This is a genomic window from Pseudoalteromonas sp. NZS100 (assembly GCF_015864815.1).
Taxonomy (GTDB): Bacteria; Pseudomonadota; Gammaproteobacteria; order Enterobacterales; family Alteromonadaceae; genus Pseudoalteromonas; species Pseudoalteromonas distincta.
This window is the reverse complement of record NZ_JADYWM010000026.1, coordinates 24629-46061: the sequence shown is the minus strand read 5'-3', so window position 1 is coordinate 46061 and position 21433 is coordinate 24629. Positions and strand designations below refer to the sequence as shown.

Genomic DNA, 21433 nt, shown 5'->3' with positions numbered 1-21433 from the left:
GATTTGAACCCTAGATGGGCTATAAACCCATGCCGGTTTTCAAGACCGGTGCATTCGACCACTCTGCCATCTCTCCGTACGGCGCGAATAATATGGTTAAACGTGTTACTTGTAAAGAGCTAAATATAAATTAATCGTAAATAATAATTAAACGATTAAAAACAAGTCACATTGCTCTTTTGTTGTGCTATTTACTGCAACACGCTTATTAATTCAATACTCAGTAATATTGTTTGGGCCTGCGAGCAATCCAAGAACAAATCAAACAAGCCAATAAACTCAATGCCGTGAATGTTACACTTTGAAAAATTAAGTCAAACCGATTTAAATCATCACTTGGCACTATTACAAACATAAAAGCGGGGAGTACACTTAGCGCTAAAACATAACAACACACTTTAAATGCCCGTCCAAAGTCAAAACGTTTAGACTGTTGCATCCACAAAGTTAACAGTATTAGCATACCTATTGCAGAGCCTGCTATAAAATGCGCTGCATTTGTACTCATTGCAACATACAAGGTTACAAAAGCACCAACAATTCCCCAAATTGACCACGCAAGCCAGTTTTCTTTTTCCTGTAAAAATAAATTTCCCATTGTTTTCGTCTTCTTTATCGTTATTTTTATTAAGACTTTCCATAATGTATCAAAAAACAACCGATTAAAAAACAAACTGAAGAAGAATTATTAACTTTTGTGCTTCCAAGCGCTTCTCACAGCCAAACCAATAACTATTTTATATTACTCTTAGTAACCTTAATGAATTATGACTATGCAAATTGCATAAAGTTCATACTATTTCACAAATTACTAAAATAATGTTCTGGTTTATGGCGAGGTGACTTTTTACACTCGACTTGAGGAGTACCAATGTATAAGTACCCTACTATTTCATCTTGCTCATGTAAGTTAAGCGCTTTTTTGACTGCTCTACTTTGTGCAAAGTAACCTGTGCGCCAAACACCACCTAAACCTTGAGCAAATGCAGCTTGTTGCATTGCTAATACACTACAGCCTGCACTTTGTACTTGCTCGATACGAGGAACTTTTGGGTGTTCTTGATATTTAGCAATTGCTATTACAATCATCGGCGCACGAAGGGGAAGCTCTTTAGCACGGTTAATTACTTTTTCTGTCTGTTGCTCTGCCACTGCACTTTGATGATAAATTTCACCCAGTTTATTGCGTGCATCACCTTGAGCAATGATGAACTGCCACGGTGCTATACAGCCATGATCAGGAACACGTAATGCTGCTTGCTTAATTATGTCGAGCTGCTCAGGCGTAGGGCCCGGCTCTGTTAGTTTAGAGTCTGATTGGCGGGTAAGTAAAAGCTCGATAGCGTTCATAACGATTCCTCAAAATTCAAAACGATAGAGTAACATTTAAAACCTTAAATAATAAATACCGAGAAATTAAAATGCAAAACGGCCGCAAAGGGTCAACTATGCAGCCGTTAATAAAATACATTTAATGCGCTATTTTTTTATAACGTTTCGCTTTAACCAGTAATCAAAACTAACAAAACGCCCACCGCCCATAAAAAATAAACTTAGGAGCATAGCAAAATAAATTGCCGAAAATTCTATGCCATTATTTAAAATAGATGGTTTACCTTTTTCGTATAGGTAATCAGGAAAGCCATGCTCTTCAACTAAGCCTCGAATTTTCCCTATCCTGTCTTGTACTTCTAGTGAGTTTTCGAGGCTTTCTTTTGCACCAGGTATAGATAACCAATCAAGTACTTGCGCAGCACTTGTTTCTGGATTAGTCGGCGCTATTGCAAACCACCCGTTATGCCAATGTACTGAAGTAGCCGCTACAACCATTGTGAACATAAGCGGGATACTGACCAAGCGAGTTAAAAGGCCAAATAATAACAACCAGCCTCCTAAAAACTCACTCCATCCAGCTAAAAAGGCTAGTAAGTCAGGAAACGGTAAGCCTAAACCCCATTCACTATTACCAAACCATTGAACGACATCAGGCGACGCTAAAAAGTTATTTAGAAAGCCTTCTGTTTCAGTGCTTATAGCAAGTTTGTTATAACCTGCGATGATCATAACGGGAGCTAAGATTAAGCGAAATAGTAAAGCAGGTAAACCATCTAAAAACGATAGTTTACCCAATATTGTGTTATAAAAACTGATTAGTTTATTCATGCGTATCCTGTGTGTTCAATGTTTATTAAGTTATAGACTATAAACAACAAAGACCGTATAAATTGATAAACTATTTCAATTTATTTACAAAGGTTAAATACTTCTCGCCACTTGTAGGGCTTCAAAAATAGCGCGTTTAGCATCAATTGCAGCAGCCAGTTTAGCTCCGCCTATCACATGCACTTTTGCGTTATCTGTGTAACCTTCTAGCACTTCGCTATTAGAAACCTGACCTATACACGCAATAACAGTATCTACCGGCAGTACTTGAACTTCTCCAGCAACATTAACTGTTAACCCATTTTTATCAAAACTTTGATATTGGCACTCAGCAATTTGTTTAACACCATGCTGTTTAGCAACTTGGCGATGTATCCAACCAGTGGTTTTACCAAGCTCACTTCCAAAACGACCCGAACTGCGTTTTAACATATACAATTGGCGCTCGTCTTTATGAGGCTGTGCATCACACTCAATCCCCCATTGCGTTTTAAACTCGCTAATAGATTGTGATTTATGTTCACTTAAAAAAGCAACCATATCAAAACCAATACCGCCAGCACCTAAAATAGCGATTGATTTGCCCAGTTCTACTTCGCCGCGTATGACTTCGTCATAAGCAAACACACGCTTATCATCACTACATTTAATAGAGGCTTCACGCGGCCTAACGCCTGTTGCAAAAACAATATCATCATAATCTTTAAGCATTGAATCGTCGTAAGCTTTACTAAGCTCCACAGTTACTTTTAATCGCTCGAGCTCATTTGTGAAGTAAGTAAGTGTATGGTTAAAGTCTTCTTTACCCGGTATCTGCATGGCTAAATTAAATTGACCGCCCATTTGCGATTTTTGATCAATTAACGTGACGTTATGCCTTTTTTGAGCCAAGTAACAACTTGCTGATAAACCAGCAGGACCTGCACCGACAACTAATACATTTTTAGCTTTGGCTGCTTGCTCTAGCGGGTAATCTAGCTCAAATGCAGCTTGTGGATTAACTAAACACGTAGCACGTTTATTTTTAAATACGTGATCTAGACAACCCTGGTTACATCCAATACAAATATTAATTTGTTTAGATTGATTGTTTACATACTTATTAAAAAACTCAGGATCAGCCAATAACGGACGTGCCATCGAAATTAAATCAGCCTCGCCCGCATTTAAAATATCGTTAGCAATTTCTGGAGTATTAATTCGGTTAACAGCAATAACTGGCACGCTCACCACGTCTTTTAAACGTTTTGATGCTTCTTTAAATGCACCCGGTGGCACCATACTCGCAATAGTCGGTACACGCGCTTCGTGCCAACCAATGCCAGTGTTAAATATATCAACACCCGCTTTTTCAAGTTCGGTAGCCTGAATAACAACTTCCTCTGGTGTTGAACCGTTTGGAATCAAATCAATGACCGACAATCTAAAAATAATTAAGAATTTTTCAGATACTTTTGCTCTTACAGCTTTAACTATTTCAAGTGCAAGTCGCATTCTATTTTCTAAGCTGCCACCAAACTCATCATCGCGTTTATTGGTGTGCGGCGCCATAAACTCATTGATCAAATACCCTTCAGAACCCATGACTTCTACGCCATCGTAGCCGGCTTTTTCAGCCATATAGGCAGAATACGCAAAGTCTTTAATTGTTTTTTTAATCGAGCCAAGCGACATCGCTTTAGGTTTATAAGGATTAATAGGTGCTTTTATTGCACTTGGTGCTTGATTGAAAGGATGGTATGCGTAACGTCCAGCATGTAATAATTGCAAACAAATTTTTCCACCGTGTTTATGCACAGCATCTGTGTAGGCGCGATGCTTAAACACATCGTAATAACTATTAAATGAGGAAGAAATAGGTGTTAGCTTGCCACGTAAATTAGGGCTGTATCCGCCTGTAATTAACATCGCGGTGCCACCTTTTGCACGTGCTTCATAAAATGCGCGTAAGCGTTTGCGGTTATGCCAGCCCTCTTCAAGACCTGTATGCATTGAGCCCATAACTAAGCGGTTACGTAATTGTGTGTGTTTTAGTTGTAATTGTTGTTCTAACATCTTGTGCCCCGTTAACTGGTCTAACCTGTATACATTAGCTAATTCTGCTTTAATGGCAAGTAATAAGCAATATGTGCATGCATTTAATTAAAAATAGCAGTAAAAACTTACGTTTATATAGGTTCATAAACACTTCGTTACGATTTAGCAGTTAAATTTATTTTTATTCTAGGCTAAGATGGAACTAATGTATTAACTGTACCAAATTAAGGAGCTATTTTGATAGCAAAGGTATTTAAAGGTATTTGGGCTGGAATTAATTTTTCTCGTCGCTTAATACTAAACATTTTGTTTTTATTACTGGTAATTGTTTTCTTTGTGTCACTCTCAAGTGACGATGATCAAATAATAGTTGAAAATGGCTCTGTACTCAGGCTTAACTTAAATGGCCCTATTGTTGAAGAGAAAACATATATAGACCCAGTTGAAGCCGCAATTAGTGATGCAACCTCTGGTTCTGAAGCACCAAGCGAAATATTACTCGACGATATTGTTGAAGTAATAAACGAAGCGACTAAAGACGATCGTATCACGGTGATATTGCTTGATTTACAAGAGATGCCTAAAGCACATTTAAATAAACTTAAGCAAATTACAAAGGCTATTGATGCCTTCAAGCAAGCTGGCAAAAAAGTAATTGCATCGGGTTATTACTATACTCAAGCACAATACTATATTGCATCGCATGCTGACGAAATAGCTATGCACCCATACGGCAGCGTAGGTATTGAAGGTTATGGCATGTACCCGCTTTACTTTAAAGATGCACTTGAAAAGCTTGAAGTAACGCAGCATATTTTCCGTGTTGGTACATTTAAGTCAGCAGTAGAACCTTTTATTCGTAACGACATGTCCGATGCAGCTAAAGAAGCTAACCGCGTTTGGTTAGGCGCTCTTTGGAGCGAATACAAACAAGATGTTGCCGCTGTTCGCCCGTTTGATGAGTCAAATTTTGACGAAACAATGGACGTATATCTAGAAAAAATGAAAGCTGCCGATGGCGATGCAGGTAAATATGCACTTGATCACCAGTGGGTTGACTCTTTAAAAACAAATCAGCAAGTTCGCAAACAATTAATTGATTTAGTGGGCACACAAGAAGATGGTAAGACATTTAAGCAAGTTTCATTTCGTGAATACTTAAGCTTAATTAAACCGCCTATTGAAATTGATAACCCTATTACCGAAAAAGTAGCGGTAGTTGTTGCTAAAGGTACGATTGTTGATGGTGAGCGTAAAGCGGGCGAAATTGGGGGTGACTCTACAGCTGCCCTACTTCGTAAAGCACGCCTGGATGATAAAGTTAAAGCGGTTGTACTACGTATAGACTCTGGTGGCGGTAGTATGTTTGCCTCTGAAGTTATTCGTGCTGAAGTATTAGCCCTTAAGGCTGCTGGTAAACCTGTTATTGCTTCAATGAGTTCTGTGGCTGCATCAGGTGGTTATTGGATTGCCTCTGCTGCAAACGAAATTTGGGCAGCACCAAGTACAATTACAGGCTCAATTGGTGTATTTGGTACGTTTATGACATTTGAGAAAACCTTATCAAAAATTGGTGTTTATTCAGATGGCGTTGCAACAACCGAAATGGCTGGCTTTTCTATCACTCGTCCACTAAATGAAAAGATGGGTCAAGTAATTCAAATGAACGTTGAGGAAGCATACGGTCGCTTTTTAAATGTTGTTGCTGATGCGCGTAATATGACGCCTGAGCAGGTTGACAAAATTGCCCAAGGCCGTGTATGGATTGCATCTCAAGCACTTGAACTAGGTTTGGTTGATAAGCTAGGCGACAAACAAGGTGCGATTGAAGCCGCGGCTGCACTTGCCAAGCTTAATCATTATGAAGTTAAAACTATTAAACAAGATTTAAGCTCGCAAGAAAAAATGATTCAAAACATTTTTGGTAATGCGTCTATTAAATCTATGCTTGGTTTGCAAACACAAAAAACATCTGTGTTAGCAACACAAGCTAATTTACAAAGTGTTATTAACCAATTAAGTACTGAAGTTGAAAACCTTAAAGATTACAACGATCCACAAGGTGTATACGCACGCTGTTTAGTGTGTAACGTTGCACAATAAAAGTGCATAGCTTCACCTAATCAGCTGTATTTAAAGCTGCTTAACGTTATACTAGGCCCAGTTTTTTTACTGGGCTTTTTTTATGAAACGTAAACGCATTTATATCGCTTATACTGGCGGTACTATAGGTATGAAAAAATCGAGTCGAGGCTATATTCCAGCTGAAGGTTTTTTAACAGAAACCGTAGTGAATAACGCAGAATTTAATCGTGATGAAATGCCTTTGTTTGATATTCACGAATACTGCCCTCTTATAGATTCTTCAGACATGTCTCCAGAGCATTGGCAACTTATTGCTAATGATATCAAAGATAAATACCAAGATTATGATGGCTTTGTGGTGCTCCATGGCACTGATACTATGGCGTATACAGCCTCAGCGCTGTCATTTATGTTCGAAAATTTGACTAAACCTGTGATTGTAACCGGCTCACAAATTCCGCTCTCACAATTACGTTCTGATGGCCAAGTAAACTTACTTAATGCCATGTATTTAGCTGCAAATTATCCTATTGCTGAAGTAAGCCTCTTTTTTAATAACCAACTGTTTAGAGGTAATAGAGCAACTAAAGCACACGCTGATGGGTTTAATGCTTTTGCCTCGCCTAATCTAGACCCCTTAGCGTTATCAGGTATTAATATTCAACTTATTAAGGGTCAGCTTAGCCCATATGTTGAAAATGAGCTGCAAGTTACACCTATTACACCTCAACCTATCGGGGTGCTTTATTTGTATCCTGGCATTAGCCAAGAGGTAGTTAAAAGCTTGGTCAATGGCAATATTAAATCATTGGTGCTACTGAGTTTTGGTGTAGGTAATGCACCACAAGATCCGAGCTTTTTGTCAATACTCGAAGAAGCAAGTAAACGTGGCGTCGTAATTGTTAACTTAACTCAGTGTTTAAAAGGTCATGTAAACATGGGTGGCTATGCAACAGGTAATGCGCTATTAAATATTGGTGTAATAAGTGGGTACGATATGACCCTTGAAGCATGTTTAACTAAGTTACATTATTTATTTAGCCAAAAGCTTGAAGTCGAAACGATTCGTCATTTAATGCAAGATAACTTACGTGGTGAGTTGAGCCGTTAATTTTTACAGGCTAAAAATACAAAAGGCACGCTAAATAGCGTGCCTTTATCGTTTTAAACAACTGTTTTTTATCTAACTTTAGCGTCTATATCTACTAAATCAGTTAAATGACACATTTCACCACTGTGGGTTTTTATGCCATGCTCACCAAAGTAATCACGCTGGGCTTGAACTAAATGCCCATTACTCGGTGTAGTTAATGTTGCTAAATACGTTTGTGTAGCTCCCAATACAGGGAATGCTAAACCAGTCATTATTGCTTGACCGGTAATTTTGCGCAAAGAGTTAGACTCTTTTTCAAGAGTGTCAATAAATTCAACACCTTGTGCAACGCTATCAAGGTAGTCAGCACGGATTATACAACCAGCGCGCCATGTTTGAAGCGTTTTAGATAAATCTACTTTCCACTGATGAGTACGTGATGCACCTTTAATTAGCGCTAGACCTTGACGATACGCAAGTAAGCTTGCAAGTAAGAACGCGTCTTTTAGCTCTTCTAAATCAATTTCAACATTGTTCGTTGATTTAGATGCATATGTCATCTCTTGTGCAGCCGTTGTGTTACATGCATTAGTTAAATGACGAGCTTGAACAGCAGCAACAAGTGAAGGGACAGCAATACCAAGTTCGAGTGCATTTTGCGCAGTCCAAAGACCAGTACCTTTAGCGCCAACTTTATTATCAATTAAGTCCGCAAGCGGTACATTATTATGATTTTCAAGTGACAATATATGGCTAGAAATAGACAGTAAGTAACTATTTAATTGACCTTCTGACCAGTCATTAAATATCTCAGCTACTTCTTGTGGAGAACGATTAGTACCTAAACGAAGTAATTGGTACACTTCTGCAATAAGTTGCATCAGTGCGTATTCAATACCGTTGTGAACCATTTTTACAAAATGACCACTTGCTGATTGGCCAACACGTGCAAAACACGAGTCGCCATTATAGCTAGCAGCTACTTTTTCAAACCATGGCTCAATACGTTCCCAACCACCTTCAGAACCACTTGCCATCATTGCAGGACCATGACGAGCGCCTTCTGCACCGCCAGAAATTCCCATAGTGGCAAATTCAAATTTATTTTGGTATTTTAGTTTACGCGTTATACCATCTTTATAATTACTATTACCGCAATCGACTATCATATCGTCACAATTAACGCCGGCCTCTACAAGTTCATTACAAACTGTATCAACTAACTCACCAGCAGGAACAAGTAATAAAATAGAACGAGGTGCCTCTAAACGCCTTACCATGTCACTTAAATCAGAGACAATGTGAAGCCTATCAGCCATGCCTTGTGATTTGGCACAACTTAGTAACTCTTCACCCGCATGTGGGTTTTTATCATAAGCGACTAGCGTTATCCCTTTTTCAATCAAGTTTAGGGCAAGATTTTTTCCCATAACGCCTAACCCTACTAATGCAACTTGCATCTAGTGTCCTCCTCGGTAACAACTATTTGGTTAGAAAATTCAGTGTATAAATTAAATAATACCGTGTGCATTATACTCATACAGTCATAAAATACTAACTATGAGCCCATACAACATGCTTTTTTATTACAGATAAATAAGCTACGTAATTATATCAAACATCAATGCTCTCGGGGTGACTAAAAGCTACGCTAATTGAAATTAAGATCATTGACGCATTCTGACACCGGTGTCATAATGATGACACAATAGTTTTGTATAAAATAGTGGCAAACCTTTGAAGTTTGCACATAATTAAAATATTTTAATCTAATATAGATGTTTTAATTCAACAAAATAACGTCAACATGCTTTCACCAAGCAAACAGGAGAAATTGATGCTAAGACGCACGAAAATAGTCGCTACCCTTGGACCTGCTACCGATAGAGATAACAACTTAGAAAAAATTATTATCGCTGGGGCTAATGTAGTACGTTTAAACTTCTCACATGGTGTTGCCCAAGATCATAAAGACCGTGCGCAAGCTGTACGCGATATTGCAAAAAAATTAGGCAAGCATATTGCTATCCTTGCTGACCTTCAAGGCCCTAAAATCCGCGTTTCTACTTTTAAAGAAGGTAAAGTAACGCTTGCTGTGGGTGCAAAGTTCACTCTTGATGCAAAAATGGAAAAAGGCGAAGGCGATGTTAACTCTGTAGGTATTGATTATAAAGAACTACCTAACGATGTTAGCCCTAACGACCTACTACTCCTAAATGACGGCCTTATTCAACTAAGTGTTGATGAAGTAGCTGGGCACTTAGTACATTGTACTGTAACTGTTGGCGGTGTTTTATCTAACAATAAAGGTATTAACCGTTTAGGTGGTGGCTTAACTGCTCCAGCATTTACTGAAAAAGATAAAGAAGATTTAATAACTGCCGCTGAAATTGACGTAGATTACATTGCCGTATCATTCCCACGTAGTGGCGACGATATGCGCTACGTACGCTCACTTGCTGAAGCTGCTGGTTCAAAAGCACAACTACTTGCAAAAATTGAACGTGCTGAAGCCGTAGAAACACAAGAAGCTGTTGATGACATCATTCTAGCGTCTGACGCTGTAATGGTTGCTCGTGGTGATTTAGGTGTTGAAATTGGTGATGCAGCTCTTATGGGCAAGCAAAAACTAATTATTCGTCGTGCTCGTTCATTAAACCGTACTGTAGTAACAGCAACGCAAATGATGGAATCGATGATCGATAACCCTATGCCTACACGTGCAGAGGTTATGGATGTTGCAAATGCTGTTCTTGATGGAACAGATGCTGTAATGCTTTCAGCTGAAACAGCTGCAGGTGATTACCCTGAAGAAACTGTTGCAACTATGGCACGTGTTTGTTTAGGTGCTGAATCTCAAAAAGAAACGCATGTTTCTAAGCATCGTTTAGATAGTCGCTTTTCTAACAATGCAGAATCTATCGCACTTTCTGCTATGTATGCAGCTAATCACTTAGATTCTGTTAAAGCTATCATCACGCTTACTGAATCTGGTAGCACGGCTAAATTAATGTCACGTATCAGCTCAGGCTTACCAATCTACTCGCTTTCACGCCATGCGAGTACATTAGGTCAAACAGCACTTTATCGTGGTGTTTACCCAGTATTTTTTGATTCTACAAAAACTGAAAAAGACGGTATGGTAAAAGCGGCACTTGATACTTTAGTTTCTCAAGGTTCTTTACAGTCTGGCGATACAGTAATTATTACTCACGGTGACTCAATGGAAACTGTGGGCGCAACTAACACTATGAAAATTGTAACTGTTGCATAATTACTAAATATAAAAAATGCGAGCTTAGCTCGCATTTTTTGTGCCTGTAATAAAAGCGTTGGCTTTAACTTGCTAATGCCGCTTTAACCTTATCTCGGTAGCTACGGCTCACTTTTAATTCTTGTCCGTTTTCAAGTACTAATAAATACTCGCCACTTACTTGTGTAACCAGCTTACTAATTTGTTTTGTATTTACTATTGCACTGCGGTGTACACGCACAAATAACTGAGGGTCTAGCTCTTGCTCAAGCTCTTTCATTGTTTTACGAAGTATATGCGTTTGTCCATCTTCACAGTGTAAACACATATAGTCACCTGCAGCATCAACCCATTGGATAGTCGCTACAGGTACCCGTATAATTTCACCCTGCTCTTTTACTGCAAGCGATTCTGGGTAACGTCTATCTGTTAAGGTATCGCCAGTCGCTAATTTTTTTAATATTTCTTCGCAATTATTACCAGTAATACCGGCTACAAAACTCGCTAGTTTTTTCTTATGGGCGTTGTCTTGCTGCGTTTTTAAATAAGTATGCACTTTTTCTACCGCCTGTTTTAATCTGTTATCATCAACGGGTTTTAAAATGTAATCGAGAGCATGAATTTCAAATGCTTTTACAGCAAACTGATCAAAAGCAGTTACAAATACAATTGCAGGTAATACTTTTGTACTTTCGCTAAGCGCTCTTGCCACCTCAAAGCCATTCATACCTGGCATCTGAATATCTAAAAAAACCAAATCGATTTTCTCTCTTTGGCACATTTCAATTGCATCAGCGCCTGAACTACATAATTTAATTACTTCAATATCAGAATATTCTTCAAGTCTTACCGCTAAACCTTTTCGCGCTAACGGTTCATCATCAACAATGAGTGTTTTTATTTTAGTCATTTTTCACAGCCTTCTCAAAAGGTACTCGCAGATTAACTTTTAATCCACTTGGCGTATTATGTGATAATACAAACGAATAATTATTTTCATACAACGTTTTTAATCTATCTTTGGTGTTAGCAACACCTACACCTTGAGCGTTAACTAATTGGCCATCAAGTATTTCAGTGCCAGGGCCGTTGTCACCCACTTCTAGTAATAATTCATTCGCAAATACTTGTGCTTTAATATCAATTACACCACCTTCTGTCAGATGGGCAATGGCATATTTAATCGCGTTTTCTATAATTGGTTGCAAAATTAAGCTCGGTACTAAAGCCTCTTTTGCTTGCTCGCTAATATCTACATTTACTTTCAATCGCTCATCAAAACGGACGCGCTCTATTTCTAAATAAAGCATGAGAGCATGTAGCTCTTGCTCAAGCGGTACTTTTTTAATTGGATCGGTATTAAGTGTGTAACGTAAAAAGTCACTTAACCTTGCTACCATTAAGTTAGCATCTTTGTTTTCTTTAACCAAAATTAAAGTAGAAATAGCGTTAAGTGTGTTGAATAAAAAATGGGGATTTAACTGATACCTGAGCATTTTTAGTTGCGCTTCGTGTGCCATCGTTGTGGCCTTTAACGCTTTTTGTCGCTCACTTTGTAATAACTGATAATATTTAACGCCAAAGTACAAACCACTCCAACATAAAATAATATAAACCGAATCTAAACCTTGCTGCAGGTAATAAAACCACTCCTCTGGTCTATAACCATGGCGGTATATTTCCCATAGATTGAATTTTTGAACGACAGCCCATAGAGTGCCCGTTATATAAGAGGCACCAAATACTACAATCATTAATACCCAAGGCGAGGCATTCCAAATTTTACGATAAATATACCTAAGCGGCACTGTCATCAAACAACCAGCGTAAGCATTCAATAAAATAACAAATACGTATATATCACGCATTTCAAATACTTTAGAGCCGATATAATTTACTAACGCGTAACCAATCCAGCCCGCGATTTGCAAAAGCCAAAAAAAACGTTGCCTGTTATCGACTAAAGATTGCCAGTTCAAAATAGATGTTTACTCCGTATGGTTAAAACTAATTCCATAAAATAGGCGTTTGTTATTTTTATTATTTTTACCTATGTAGGGCTAATTTTCACAAAATTAGATAGCCTTATTATATAGATTTATGAGTTTGCATAGCACTACAGCTTGCCTTGCTTTTTAAGAGTCTTACCGCAAACAAATAGTCGAGACACTAAAAAAGCGAAAGGTTATCCACCTTCCGCTTTTTAAATATCAATAGCTTTGTGTAAATTAAGCTAGTTTATCTGATGCTACCTTGTAGGTTGGATCTTCAATCACATTCACTTCAACTAAATCACGTGCTTTATGAAGCAACTGCGTACAGTCTTTACTTAAGTGACGTAAATGAAGTTGTTTACCTGCTTTTGTGTATTTGTCAGCAAGTGTATCAATTGCTTCTATTGCACTGTGGTCAGATACGCGGCTGTGTTTAAATTCAACAATCACATTTTTAGGATCATTTTTCACATCGAATAACTCAGAAAAGTTTTTAACAGAGCCAAAGAATAACGGACCATGTAGTTCGTACACCTTAGCGCCTTCCTGATCAATGTAGTTAGTTGTATATATCTGCTTCGCATGCTGCCAAGCAAATACTAGAGCCGATACAATAACACCCACACATACAGCAATCGCTAAATCAGTAATAACCGTCACGCCCGACACAAGAACAATTACAAATGCATCAGATAATGGTACGCGCTTCATCATTTTAAAGCTTGCCCACTCAAATGTACCAAGTACTACCATAAACATAACACCAACAAGTGCAGCTAATGGGATCATTTCAATTAAGCTAGAGGCAAAAATAATAAAACCAAGTAGCATAAGTGCAGCGCTTATACCTGATAAACGAGAGCGGCCACCTGAGTTAATATTGATCATTGATTGACCAATCATTGCACAACCACCCATTGCACCAAACATACCGCAGGTAATATTTGCAGCGCCTTGACCAATACATTCTTTATTACTATGACCACGAGTTTCTGTGATCTCATCAATTAAGCTAAGCGTTAATAATGATTCAATTAAACCAATAGCCGCTAAAATAAGTGCATATGGGAAAATAATTTTCAGTGTTTCTAAATTAAAAGGCACCATAGGAATATGAAATTCAGGTAAGCCGCCAGCGATTGTTGCAGCTTCGTCACCAGTCATTCCTTTTAAGAAATCTAATACTGTATGCGCCTCTAAATCAAACCCAATCACTAATCCGGTTACAGTTACAATAGCAACTAAAGATGAAGGCACTGCTGTAGTCAATTTTGGCAAAAAGTGGATTATTGCCATGGTTAATGCAACTAAGCCAAGCATGATAAATAATGGATTACCTGTCATCCATTCTTGTCCGCCCATACCGTCTGGCACTTTAAACTGCCCTAGCTGAGCTAAAAATATAACAATTGCTAATCCGTTTACAAAACCAAGCATTACCGGATGAGGAACCATACGGATAAATTTACCGAGCTTAAATACACCCGCGAGAATTTGCAGTATTCCCATCAGCAACACAGTTGCAAATAGATACTCAACACCGTGATCAAGCACTAAACTTACCATGACAACAGCTAGTGCACCGGTTGCACCTGAAATCATACCAGGGCGACCACCAAAAATAGCCGTAATTAAACCAACGATAAACGCGGCATATAGACCAACCAAAGGTTCTACATTTGCAACAAATGCAAACGCAACTGCTTCTGGGACTAAGGCTAACGCCACAGTTAATCCAGATAGAATATCGTTTTTAGCAGAGCTAGGCGCCCTACTGAGTAAGTTAAACATTGAGGTCCTCAAATGGTGTAATGGGTATCAAAAAAAGCGCTAAATTCTACCAAATTAGCGCTCAGTTAACAATTGTCATTATGTGGTTAAGCTAAACTAAAAATGGTTTAGCTTTTAAAAGAAGTGCTTTTACAAAGGAAGGGAAGTACTGCGTTTTACACATGTCATTGTTACATTAGAATGTACTTCTTGAACGTATTCTAAGCTTAGTAAATTATCGCGCACAAAATGCTCATACCCTTCTATGCCTTGTGAAATTATGCGTAGCATAAAGTCCATGGTACCAGCCATAGTGTAACACTCTGTTACCTCGTCGTAGCTCATGATCAGCTTTTCAAACTCAGCAAGATTCTTTTTACCGTGATTTGATAAACGCACATGTGCATATACAAGCATATCAAAGCCAAGTTTTTTCTCATCTAAAAGAGCCACTTTGCTTTTTATATAACCATCTTGCTCTAGCTTAGCGATTCGACGCCAGCATGGAGATTGAGACAAGCCTACTTTATCTGCAATTTCTGCGGTTGATAAACTAGCATCTTGTTGTAAAAGTGCCAATATTTGGCGATCTACGTGATTTAGAGACATTTTATTTCTTATTTATCAAATAAACTGGTTAAATTATACAACCATTTTAAAACTCAGTCTGCTTATTTTTAATGTTTATGCAGTTTGTAAACTTAAAATAAGTAACTTAACCAAACTTACCACTTACAAAAGGATTTATTTTCTTTTCAAATCCCACCGTAGTGTCGCTACCATGTCCTGCCAGTATTTTAGTATTATCAGGTAAGGTTAAAATATGCGTCTTAATCGACTCTATAAGTTGTTCACTGTTCCCCTTAGGGAAGTCAGTGCGCCCTACTGAGCCTTTAAAAATAACATCACCTACAATAACGCATTCATTCTCTTGTTGATAAAACACAATATGACCAGGTGTATGCCCTGGGCAATGCTTCACTAAAAAGCTAAGTTTACCTACGCTCACGGTATCGTTATGGTTTAGCCAAATATCCGGATAAAAAGGCTCAATGGGTTTAAACCCGAACATTTGTGCTTGCATAGGTAAGTTTTCAAACCAGAAGTACTCATCTTTTTGTGGGCCAATAATTTGTACGTTAAATTGATTACGTAAAATATCAGCCCCACCCACATGATCTAAATGCCCGTGCGTTAACCAAATAGCACTTAATTCTAGTTTATGCTCATTAAGGGCTGCTACTATTTTATCAGGGTCGCCACCTGGGTCTATGACTACGGCTTGTTTAGTTTCACTACACCAAATAATACGACTATTTTGTGCAAATGCAGTGACGGGTATGGTTATAATTTGCATATTAGATTTCTTTACTTTTTTGATCCGGGATAACAACTTCTTCTTCGAATGACATAAGTATTGGATACTTTAAGTACGCTTGATCATAAAATGGACTTTGCTCATATAACCAATTTAATCGTGCCTCTGCGTCACGCGCGAATGATTTATCTTTAAGTTTTTCATCAAACTTAAGCGCAAGCTTTGGGTTATCTTTTAGCATTTGGCGTGCATACGGAATTAGCGCATAGTTTTCCATATATTCAGTACGCTGAAAAATAGTATTAAACTCACCCCACGCAAAAAATGAATCAGGGGCTTCCGGGTGCAATAAATGAACCGCTAATTCGCCTGCTTTTTGTTGGGTATTTACTTGGTACCAACCATCTAAATCTACATTTATAGCAGGGACGTAATCAAAAGTTGCTGATACTCTAAAACGCCCTTCAAATGGTGCTTTATCAAACGTGTAGTCTGCCACCTTTGCAACTTTCAAAGGCTGTGTGTTTGCCCCTTCAAGTTTATTAATAGAGACACCATGTAACTTTAGTTTCTTAATTATATTGCGATATACAGGCGGAATAAAAAAAGCTTTAGGTACTTCAACTGTATGTTGTACATCTTTTTGCCAATAAATAGGTAAGTCGGTATATGTATGTGCTTTACCCAAATACTTCACTTCATTTTGGCCTGAGAGCGCATTCATGCTTGATGAATACTCAATACCTTTAAACTGCGCAATCGTATCAGCTTGCTTGGAATAGCCACGCTTTACTATTAACTGTTTAGGAACAAATTCCTGTTCTTTTTTTACTGCATTAGCTAATTCATGACTGTGCTTTGATAGCGCAGTAATAGCACCATCTAAAAATACATAAGTTCCCAATACACGTTGATTGTAAGGCTTCAATGAATGATTTTCGACTAAAATAGTCGGCAATGACTTTAAATCCCCCCAACCATTTGAAAAACGTGGCGTAGCAACCCAGCCCGCTAACCCTTTTTTAAAGTCGCGTTTATCCATAACAAAAACAAGTGGTCCTGGGATGTGTCCTTGCTTCGCTAGCGTATCGTCAATGAGAGGTTTAAAAAACTGGTTTAATGTATCCGATACCGCAGGCGATTCGCTCGAAAATACCGGATTGTAACCATAAGTCACATCGTATTGGTAATCTGCGCCGTCGGTAACGTGTACATCAATGTATAAATTTGGGTTGTAGTCGTTAATAACCTTTAAAACACTTCTAACTTCTGGGGTATCTAATTTAGTAAAATCACGATTTAAATTAAGGTTATTAGCATTTGTTCTAAAGCCCATTTTTGCAGGGCCCCGTTGATTAATGCGATTGAATGCACTGCTACGTTCGTGACCATCTACATTTAAAATAGGAATAAATAATATGTTTACCTTTTTTAAAATGTCACGGCGCTTACCCGTCGCTATATCTCTGAGTAACATGAACATGGCATCTTTACCGTCTATTTCACCAGAATGTATTCCTGCCTGAATAAAAATAGTTGGCTTAGTGCTATTAGCCATTTGCCTTGCTTCAAAAAAACCTTGCTCACTGGCAATTAGCATTTTTATTGCACGTTTACTATTACTATAGCCAATGGTTTGAGATTGAAACTGAGTAGGGTTTGCTGCAACTAATCTATCTACAAATGCCATTGTATTTGCATAATCGGGCGACGCTTCACCTGCAGATAACTCAAAGTCAGTAGTTAACGGCCCTTGTTTTTGTAAAAGCTCTACGCTTTTCCCCTGCCACTCAATGAGTGGAGGTAAGTGTGCGTCATACGCCACACTTGCAGATAAAATTAGTAAACTTGCAAACATAAAATTCTCTAACAAACGCCTTAATTATATAAATTATATCAACTAAATTTTTTATAATGAGGAAACTGCGGTGATTCAACAAAAAAATGCAGCCAAATACATTTCACTCATTCACACCCGTGTTTTTAGGCTTTATAACCTTATTAAGTATTATACCAATGCGCAATAATACTTAATCATTTTGCGGGGCTAACCATGTCGCTATCTGCGTTAAAAAACTCTCATTTACGACTGCATGGATGCAGGAGCAATTGCCGAGAACAACTAAATAGCGAATTTTTGCCTAGCTATCAACACGTTTTTCCGCCCTCAAAATAGATCATTTAATTAAGCGAATTGGTATTACTCATTGGTTTAAGTTACTAAATTACAGGCACAAAAAAAGGAGCCATAGGCTCCTTTTTAATACTTATATAAAAAAGCTTAAGCGGCTAGGCCTTCTTTTGCTTTTTCTACAAGCGCTGCGAATGCAACTTGGTCATAAACAGCGATATCTGCAAGGATCTTACGATCGATTTCTACAGAAGTCTTTTTAAGACCATTGATAAAACGGCTGTAAGACAGACCATTTTGACGTGAAGCAGCATTGATACGTGCAATCCATAATTGACGGAAAGTACGTTTCTTCGCACGACGGTCACGGTAAGCGTATTGACCCGCTTTAGTAACAGCCTGGAAAGCTACGCGGTAAACACGTGAACGTGCTCCGTAGTAACCTTTTGCTTGTTTTAAAACTTTTTTGTGACGTGCACGTGCGACAACGCCGCGTTTAACTCTTGCCATTTCTAAAAACCCCTATTAAGCGAACGGTAACATACGTGAAACTAGACCATGGTCATTTTTATGAACCATCATCTTAGGACGTAGGTGTAACTTACGCTTAGAAGTTTTCTTAGTCAGAATATGACGAAGATGCGCTTGTTTACGCTTGAAACCGCCAGAAGCAGTCTTTTTGAAACGCTTAGCAGCGCCACTGTGACTTTTTAGCTTATAAGCCATTGCAATAACTCCAATTGTATTGCTTTTAAATTAGTAAGCAGGCGTGAGATATATTTCTATAGCTCCACTTTTAGGCCTAACTTACTGCCATGTTCCGGTGAAGACCCAACATAAATGCCGCAATCTTGCTTTAAGACCGGTTAACTCAGGTGAATATTCGCATATTGCTTGCAGACCTGAGCTAATTTCGGTGCGTATTATCGCTTAAAAATTATTTTTTAGCAACAGGCGCCATCATCATAACCATTTGGCGGCCTTCAACACGATTTGGGAAAGACTCAACTACTGCAAGCTCTTCTAAATCGGCTTTGATACGGTTTAATAATTCTATACCAATTTCTTGGTGAGCCATTTCACGACCACGGAAGCGGATAGTAATCTTAGCTTTATCACCAGCTTCTAAGAACTTACGTAAGTTGCGAAGCTTAACCTGATAATCACCTTCATCCGTACCAGGACGGAATTTGATTTCTTTTATCTGGATTTGCTTTTGCTTCTTCTTCTGCTCTTTTAGTTCTTTGCTTTTTTCAAAGATGAACTTACCGTAGTCCATGATTCTACAAACAGGCGGCTCAGCGTTTGGACTGATCTCAACAAGATCAACACCCGCTGCATCGGCCATAGTTTGCGCGTCTTGTAATGACTGAATTCCAGCTTGTTCGCCTTCAATGTCAATTAAACGAACTTCTTGCGCTGTAATTTCTTCGTTAATACGATTTTTTTGAGCTGTTTGTTGCCCTTTCTTGCCGCCTCTAATAGTACGTTCCTCCAAGAATATCAATAATATAAGCGTGTAAATGGCTGTTTGTTAATGCCTTACACGCTCGATTTTTACTGTCGATTTTTAATTTCTTCACTAATTTTAGCTACAAAATCATCAACATTAAATTTGCCAAGGTCTTCACCTGTGCGAGTACGCACTGCTACTTCTTGCTGTTCAACTTCTTTATCGCCAACAACAAGCAAGTATGGAATACGCTTCAGTGTATGCTCACGGATTTTAAAGCCAATCTTCTCATTTCTCAAGTCAGCAGCGGCTCTAATTCCAAGTTTATTTAATTTTTGTACAACTTCTTTAACATAAGGAGCCTGTTTATCGGTAATATTCATAATTACCACTTGCTTTGGTGCAAGCCACGTCGGGAATAAACCAGCGTACTCTTCAGTTAAAATGCCAATAAAGCGTTCAATAGAACCTAAAATAGCACGATGTATCATTACAGGTGTACGACGCTCGTTATTTTCTGCTACATAAGTAGCACCTAAACGACCCGGTAATGCAAAGTCTAATTGCACTGTACCACACTGCCACGCTCTGTCTAAACAATCGTACAAAGTAAATTCAATCTTCGGACCGTAAAACGCGCCTTCGCCCGGAAGATAATCAAATTCAATATCGTTTAGCTTAAGTGCATCAGCTAAAGCAAGCTCTGCTTTATCCCACATATGGTCTTCACCAATGCGTTGTTCTGGGCGAGTAGATAGCTTAACTACAATCTTCTCAAATCCGAATGTTTCATATGTATCATAAACCATCTTAATACACGCTGACACTTCGTCCATTATCTGCTCTTCAGTACAGAAAATGTGAGCATCATCTTGTGTAAAGCCACGTACACGCATTAAACCGTGTAGTGCACCTGATGGTTCATTACGGTGACAACAACCAAATTCAGCCATACGAAGTGGTAAATCACGGTACGATTTTAAACCTTGGTTAAAGATTTGCACGTGACCAGGACAGTTCATAGGTTTAATTGCGTATTCACGTTTTTCAGACTCAGTGGTAAACATTGCTTCTGAATATTTTTCCCAGTGACCTGATTTTTCCCAAAGTGAACGGTCCATCATCATTGGACCTTTTACTTCTTCGTACTCATATTCGCGTAATTTTTCACGTACAAATTCTTCAAGCTCGCGGTAAATGCTCCAACCATCGTTGTGCCAAAATACCATGCCTGGTGCTTCTTCTTGCCAATGCCATAAATCAAGCGCTTTACCAATACGACGGTGATCGCGTTTTTCAGCTTCTTCAAGGCGCTTTAAATACGCTTTAAGTTGCTTTTTATCGCCCCACGCGGTGCCATAAATGCGTTGTAGCATTTTGTTTTCTGAATCACCACGCCAATATGCACCCGCCACTTTCATTATTTTGAAGTTTTGGCAAAATTTCATGTTAGGAACGTGAGGTCCACGACACATGTCTACATATTCTTCGTGATGATATAAACCTGGGCGGTCATCTTTAGCGATGTTTTCGTCCAGAATTTCTATTTTGTATGTTTCGCCACGCGCTTCAAATGTATCGCGTGCTTCTTGCCAGCTTACTGTTTTTTTCACTACGTCGTAGTTGGTTTTTGCAAGTTGCAGCATACGCTTTTCAATTGCTTCAAGATCATCTTGTGATAATGAGTGTTCCATATCGATATCGTAGTAAAAACCGTTATCAATGGTAGGACCAATTGCCATTTTTGCGTCTGGGAAAAGTTGCTTAACTGCATGACCGATTAAGTGAGCACAAGAGTGACGAATGATTTCAAGGCCGTCATCGTCTTTAGCGGTAATGATCTCAAGACGAGAATCTTCACAAATTTTATCACATGCATCAACACGGTCGCCATTTACACGGCCCGCAATGGTCGCTTTAGCTAAACCAGGACCAATGTCGTTTGCAACATCAAGCGTGCTTACAGGGTTTTCAAAACTACGTTGACTTCCGTCTGGAAGAGTAATAACTGGCATTATAAATCCTTGCTACAGTGGTGACACCTACAATGTATCACGTGTATTTTTAATAAATTAAATGAGAATGACTCGACAACGCTTTTACGAATAAGCATTGACTAATATATGTAGATGAGGA

Annotated in this window: 18 protein-coding genes; 3 read left to right on the top strand and 15 right to left on the bottom strand. The window is 38.5% G+C overall.

Features of this window, described 5'->3' with window-relative positions; translation table 11 throughout:
• Positions 1-220: 220 nt before the first annotated feature.
• The 4 genes from I6E69_RS18960 to I6E69_RS18945 form a co-directional block, all read right to left on the bottom strand.
• Positions 221-598 (bottom strand): hypothetical protein, encoded by a 378-nt coding sequence (locus tag I6E69_RS18960; protein WP_002962892.1) that lies wholly within the window; start codon positions 596-598, stop codon positions 221-223.
• Positions 599-801: 203 nt separating this feature from the next.
• Positions 802-1350: an NAD(P)H nitroreductase gene (locus I6E69_RS18955; protein ID WP_138489000.1), complete on the bottom strand. Its 549-nt coding sequence runs from the start codon at positions 1348-1350 to the stop codon at positions 802-804.
• Positions 1351-1479: 129 nt separating this feature from the next.
• Complete coding sequence (locus I6E69_RS18950) at positions 1480-2163, bottom strand: DoxX family protein (RefSeq protein WP_039489809.1); 684 nt, start codon at positions 2161-2163, stop codon at positions 1480-1482.
• Between the two features lie 93 nt (positions 2164-2256).
• Positions 2257-4218, bottom strand: coding sequence for an FAD-dependent oxidoreductase (locus I6E69_RS18945; RefSeq protein ID WP_197121933.1), 1962 nt, complete (start codon positions 4216-4218; stop codon positions 2257-2259).
• Between the two features lie 219 nt (positions 4219-4437).
• Between I6E69_RS18945 and sppA the strand changes: the two genes are divergently transcribed.
• Both sppA and ansA read left to right on the top strand, forming a co-directional pair.
• The gene (gene sppA, locus I6E69_RS18940; RefSeq protein ID WP_039489813.1) at positions 4438-6303 is read left to right on the top strand and encodes a signal peptide peptidase SppA; all 1866 of its coding nucleotides are present in this window, start codon (positions 4438-4440) and stop codon (positions 6301-6303) included.
• A gap of 82 nt (positions 6304-6385) precedes the next feature.
• Positions 6386-7396: an asparaginase gene (ansA, locus tag I6E69_RS18935; RefSeq protein WP_002962901.1), complete on the top strand. Its 1011-nt coding sequence runs from the start codon at positions 6386-6388 to the stop codon at positions 7394-7396.
• A gap of 68 nt (positions 7397-7464) precedes the next feature.
• On the opposite strand, the gene gndA is transcribed toward ansA, so the two are convergent.
• Positions 7465-8838 (bottom strand): NADP-dependent phosphogluconate dehydrogenase, encoded by a 1374-nt coding sequence (gene gndA, locus I6E69_RS18930; RefSeq protein ID WP_039489817.1) that lies wholly within the window; start codon positions 8836-8838, stop codon positions 7465-7467.
• A gap of 377 nt (positions 8839-9215) precedes the next feature.
• On the opposite strand from gndA, the gene pyk reads away from it, so the two are divergent.
• On the top strand, positions 9216-10652 hold the full coding sequence (gene pyk / locus I6E69_RS18925; RefSeq protein WP_039489818.1) for a pyruvate kinase: 1437 nt from the start codon (positions 9216-9218) through the stop codon (positions 10650-10652).
• Between the two features lie 64 nt (positions 10653-10716).
• Here pyk and I6E69_RS18920 read toward each other — a convergent pair whose 3' ends face one another.
• The 10 genes from I6E69_RS18920 to thrS form a co-directional block, all read right to left on the bottom strand.
• Positions 10717-11541, bottom strand: coding sequence for a LytTR family DNA-binding domain-containing protein (locus I6E69_RS18920; protein ID WP_039489820.1), 825 nt, complete (start codon positions 11539-11541; stop codon positions 10717-10719).
• Positions 11534-12610, bottom strand: a complete 1077-nt coding sequence (locus I6E69_RS18915) for a sensor histidine kinase (RefSeq protein ID WP_024596641.1) — start codon at positions 12608-12610, stop codon at positions 11534-11536. Before I6E69_RS18915 ends, I6E69_RS18920 begins: the two co-directional genes overlap by 8 nt.
• A 249-nt stretch (positions 12611-12859) precedes the next feature.
• A complete protein-coding gene (locus tag I6E69_RS18910; RefSeq protein WP_149592477.1) occupies positions 12860-14416 on the bottom strand; it encodes a SulP family inorganic anion transporter in 1557 nt (518 codons plus the stop codon).
• A gap of 129 nt (positions 14417-14545) precedes the next feature.
• A complete protein-coding gene (locus tag I6E69_RS18905; protein WP_002960703.1) occupies positions 14546-15004 on the bottom strand; it encodes an Lrp/AsnC family transcriptional regulator in 459 nt (152 codons plus the stop codon).
• A gap of 106 nt (positions 15005-15110) precedes the next feature.
• Positions 15111-15752, bottom strand: coding sequence for an MBL fold metallo-hydrolase (locus tag I6E69_RS18900; protein WP_197121931.1), 642 nt, complete (start codon positions 15750-15752; stop codon positions 15111-15113).
• Between the two features lies 1 nt (position 15753).
• The gene (locus tag I6E69_RS18895) at positions 15754-17571 is read right to left on the bottom strand and encodes a M14 family metallopeptidase (RefSeq protein WP_197121929.1); all 1818 of its coding nucleotides are present in this window, start codon (positions 17569-17571) and stop codon (positions 15754-15756) included.
• 423 nt (positions 17572-17994) lie between these two features.
• Positions 17995-18354, bottom strand: a complete 360-nt coding sequence (rplT, locus tag I6E69_RS18890; RefSeq protein WP_002960711.1) for a 50S ribosomal protein L20 — start codon at positions 18352-18354, stop codon at positions 17995-17997.
• 15 nt (positions 18355-18369) lie between these two features.
• Positions 18370-18570: a 50S ribosomal protein L35 gene (rpmI, locus tag I6E69_RS18885; RefSeq protein WP_002960713.1), complete on the bottom strand. Its 201-nt coding sequence runs from the start codon at positions 18568-18570 to the stop codon at positions 18370-18372.
• Between the two features lie 211 nt (positions 18571-18781).
• Entirely contained in the window at positions 18782-19342 is a 561-nt protein-coding gene (gene infC, locus I6E69_RS18880; RefSeq protein ID WP_002960714.1) for a translation initiation factor IF-3, read from the bottom strand.
• 59 nt (positions 19343-19401) lie between these two features.
• Positions 19402-21312 carry a threonine--tRNA ligase gene (gene thrS, locus I6E69_RS18875; RefSeq protein ID WP_024606251.1) on the bottom strand — a complete coding sequence of 637 codons (1911 nt, stop codon included), beginning with the start codon at positions 21310-21312 and terminating at the stop codon, positions 19402-19404.
• Positions 21313-21433: the final 121 nt, after the last annotated feature.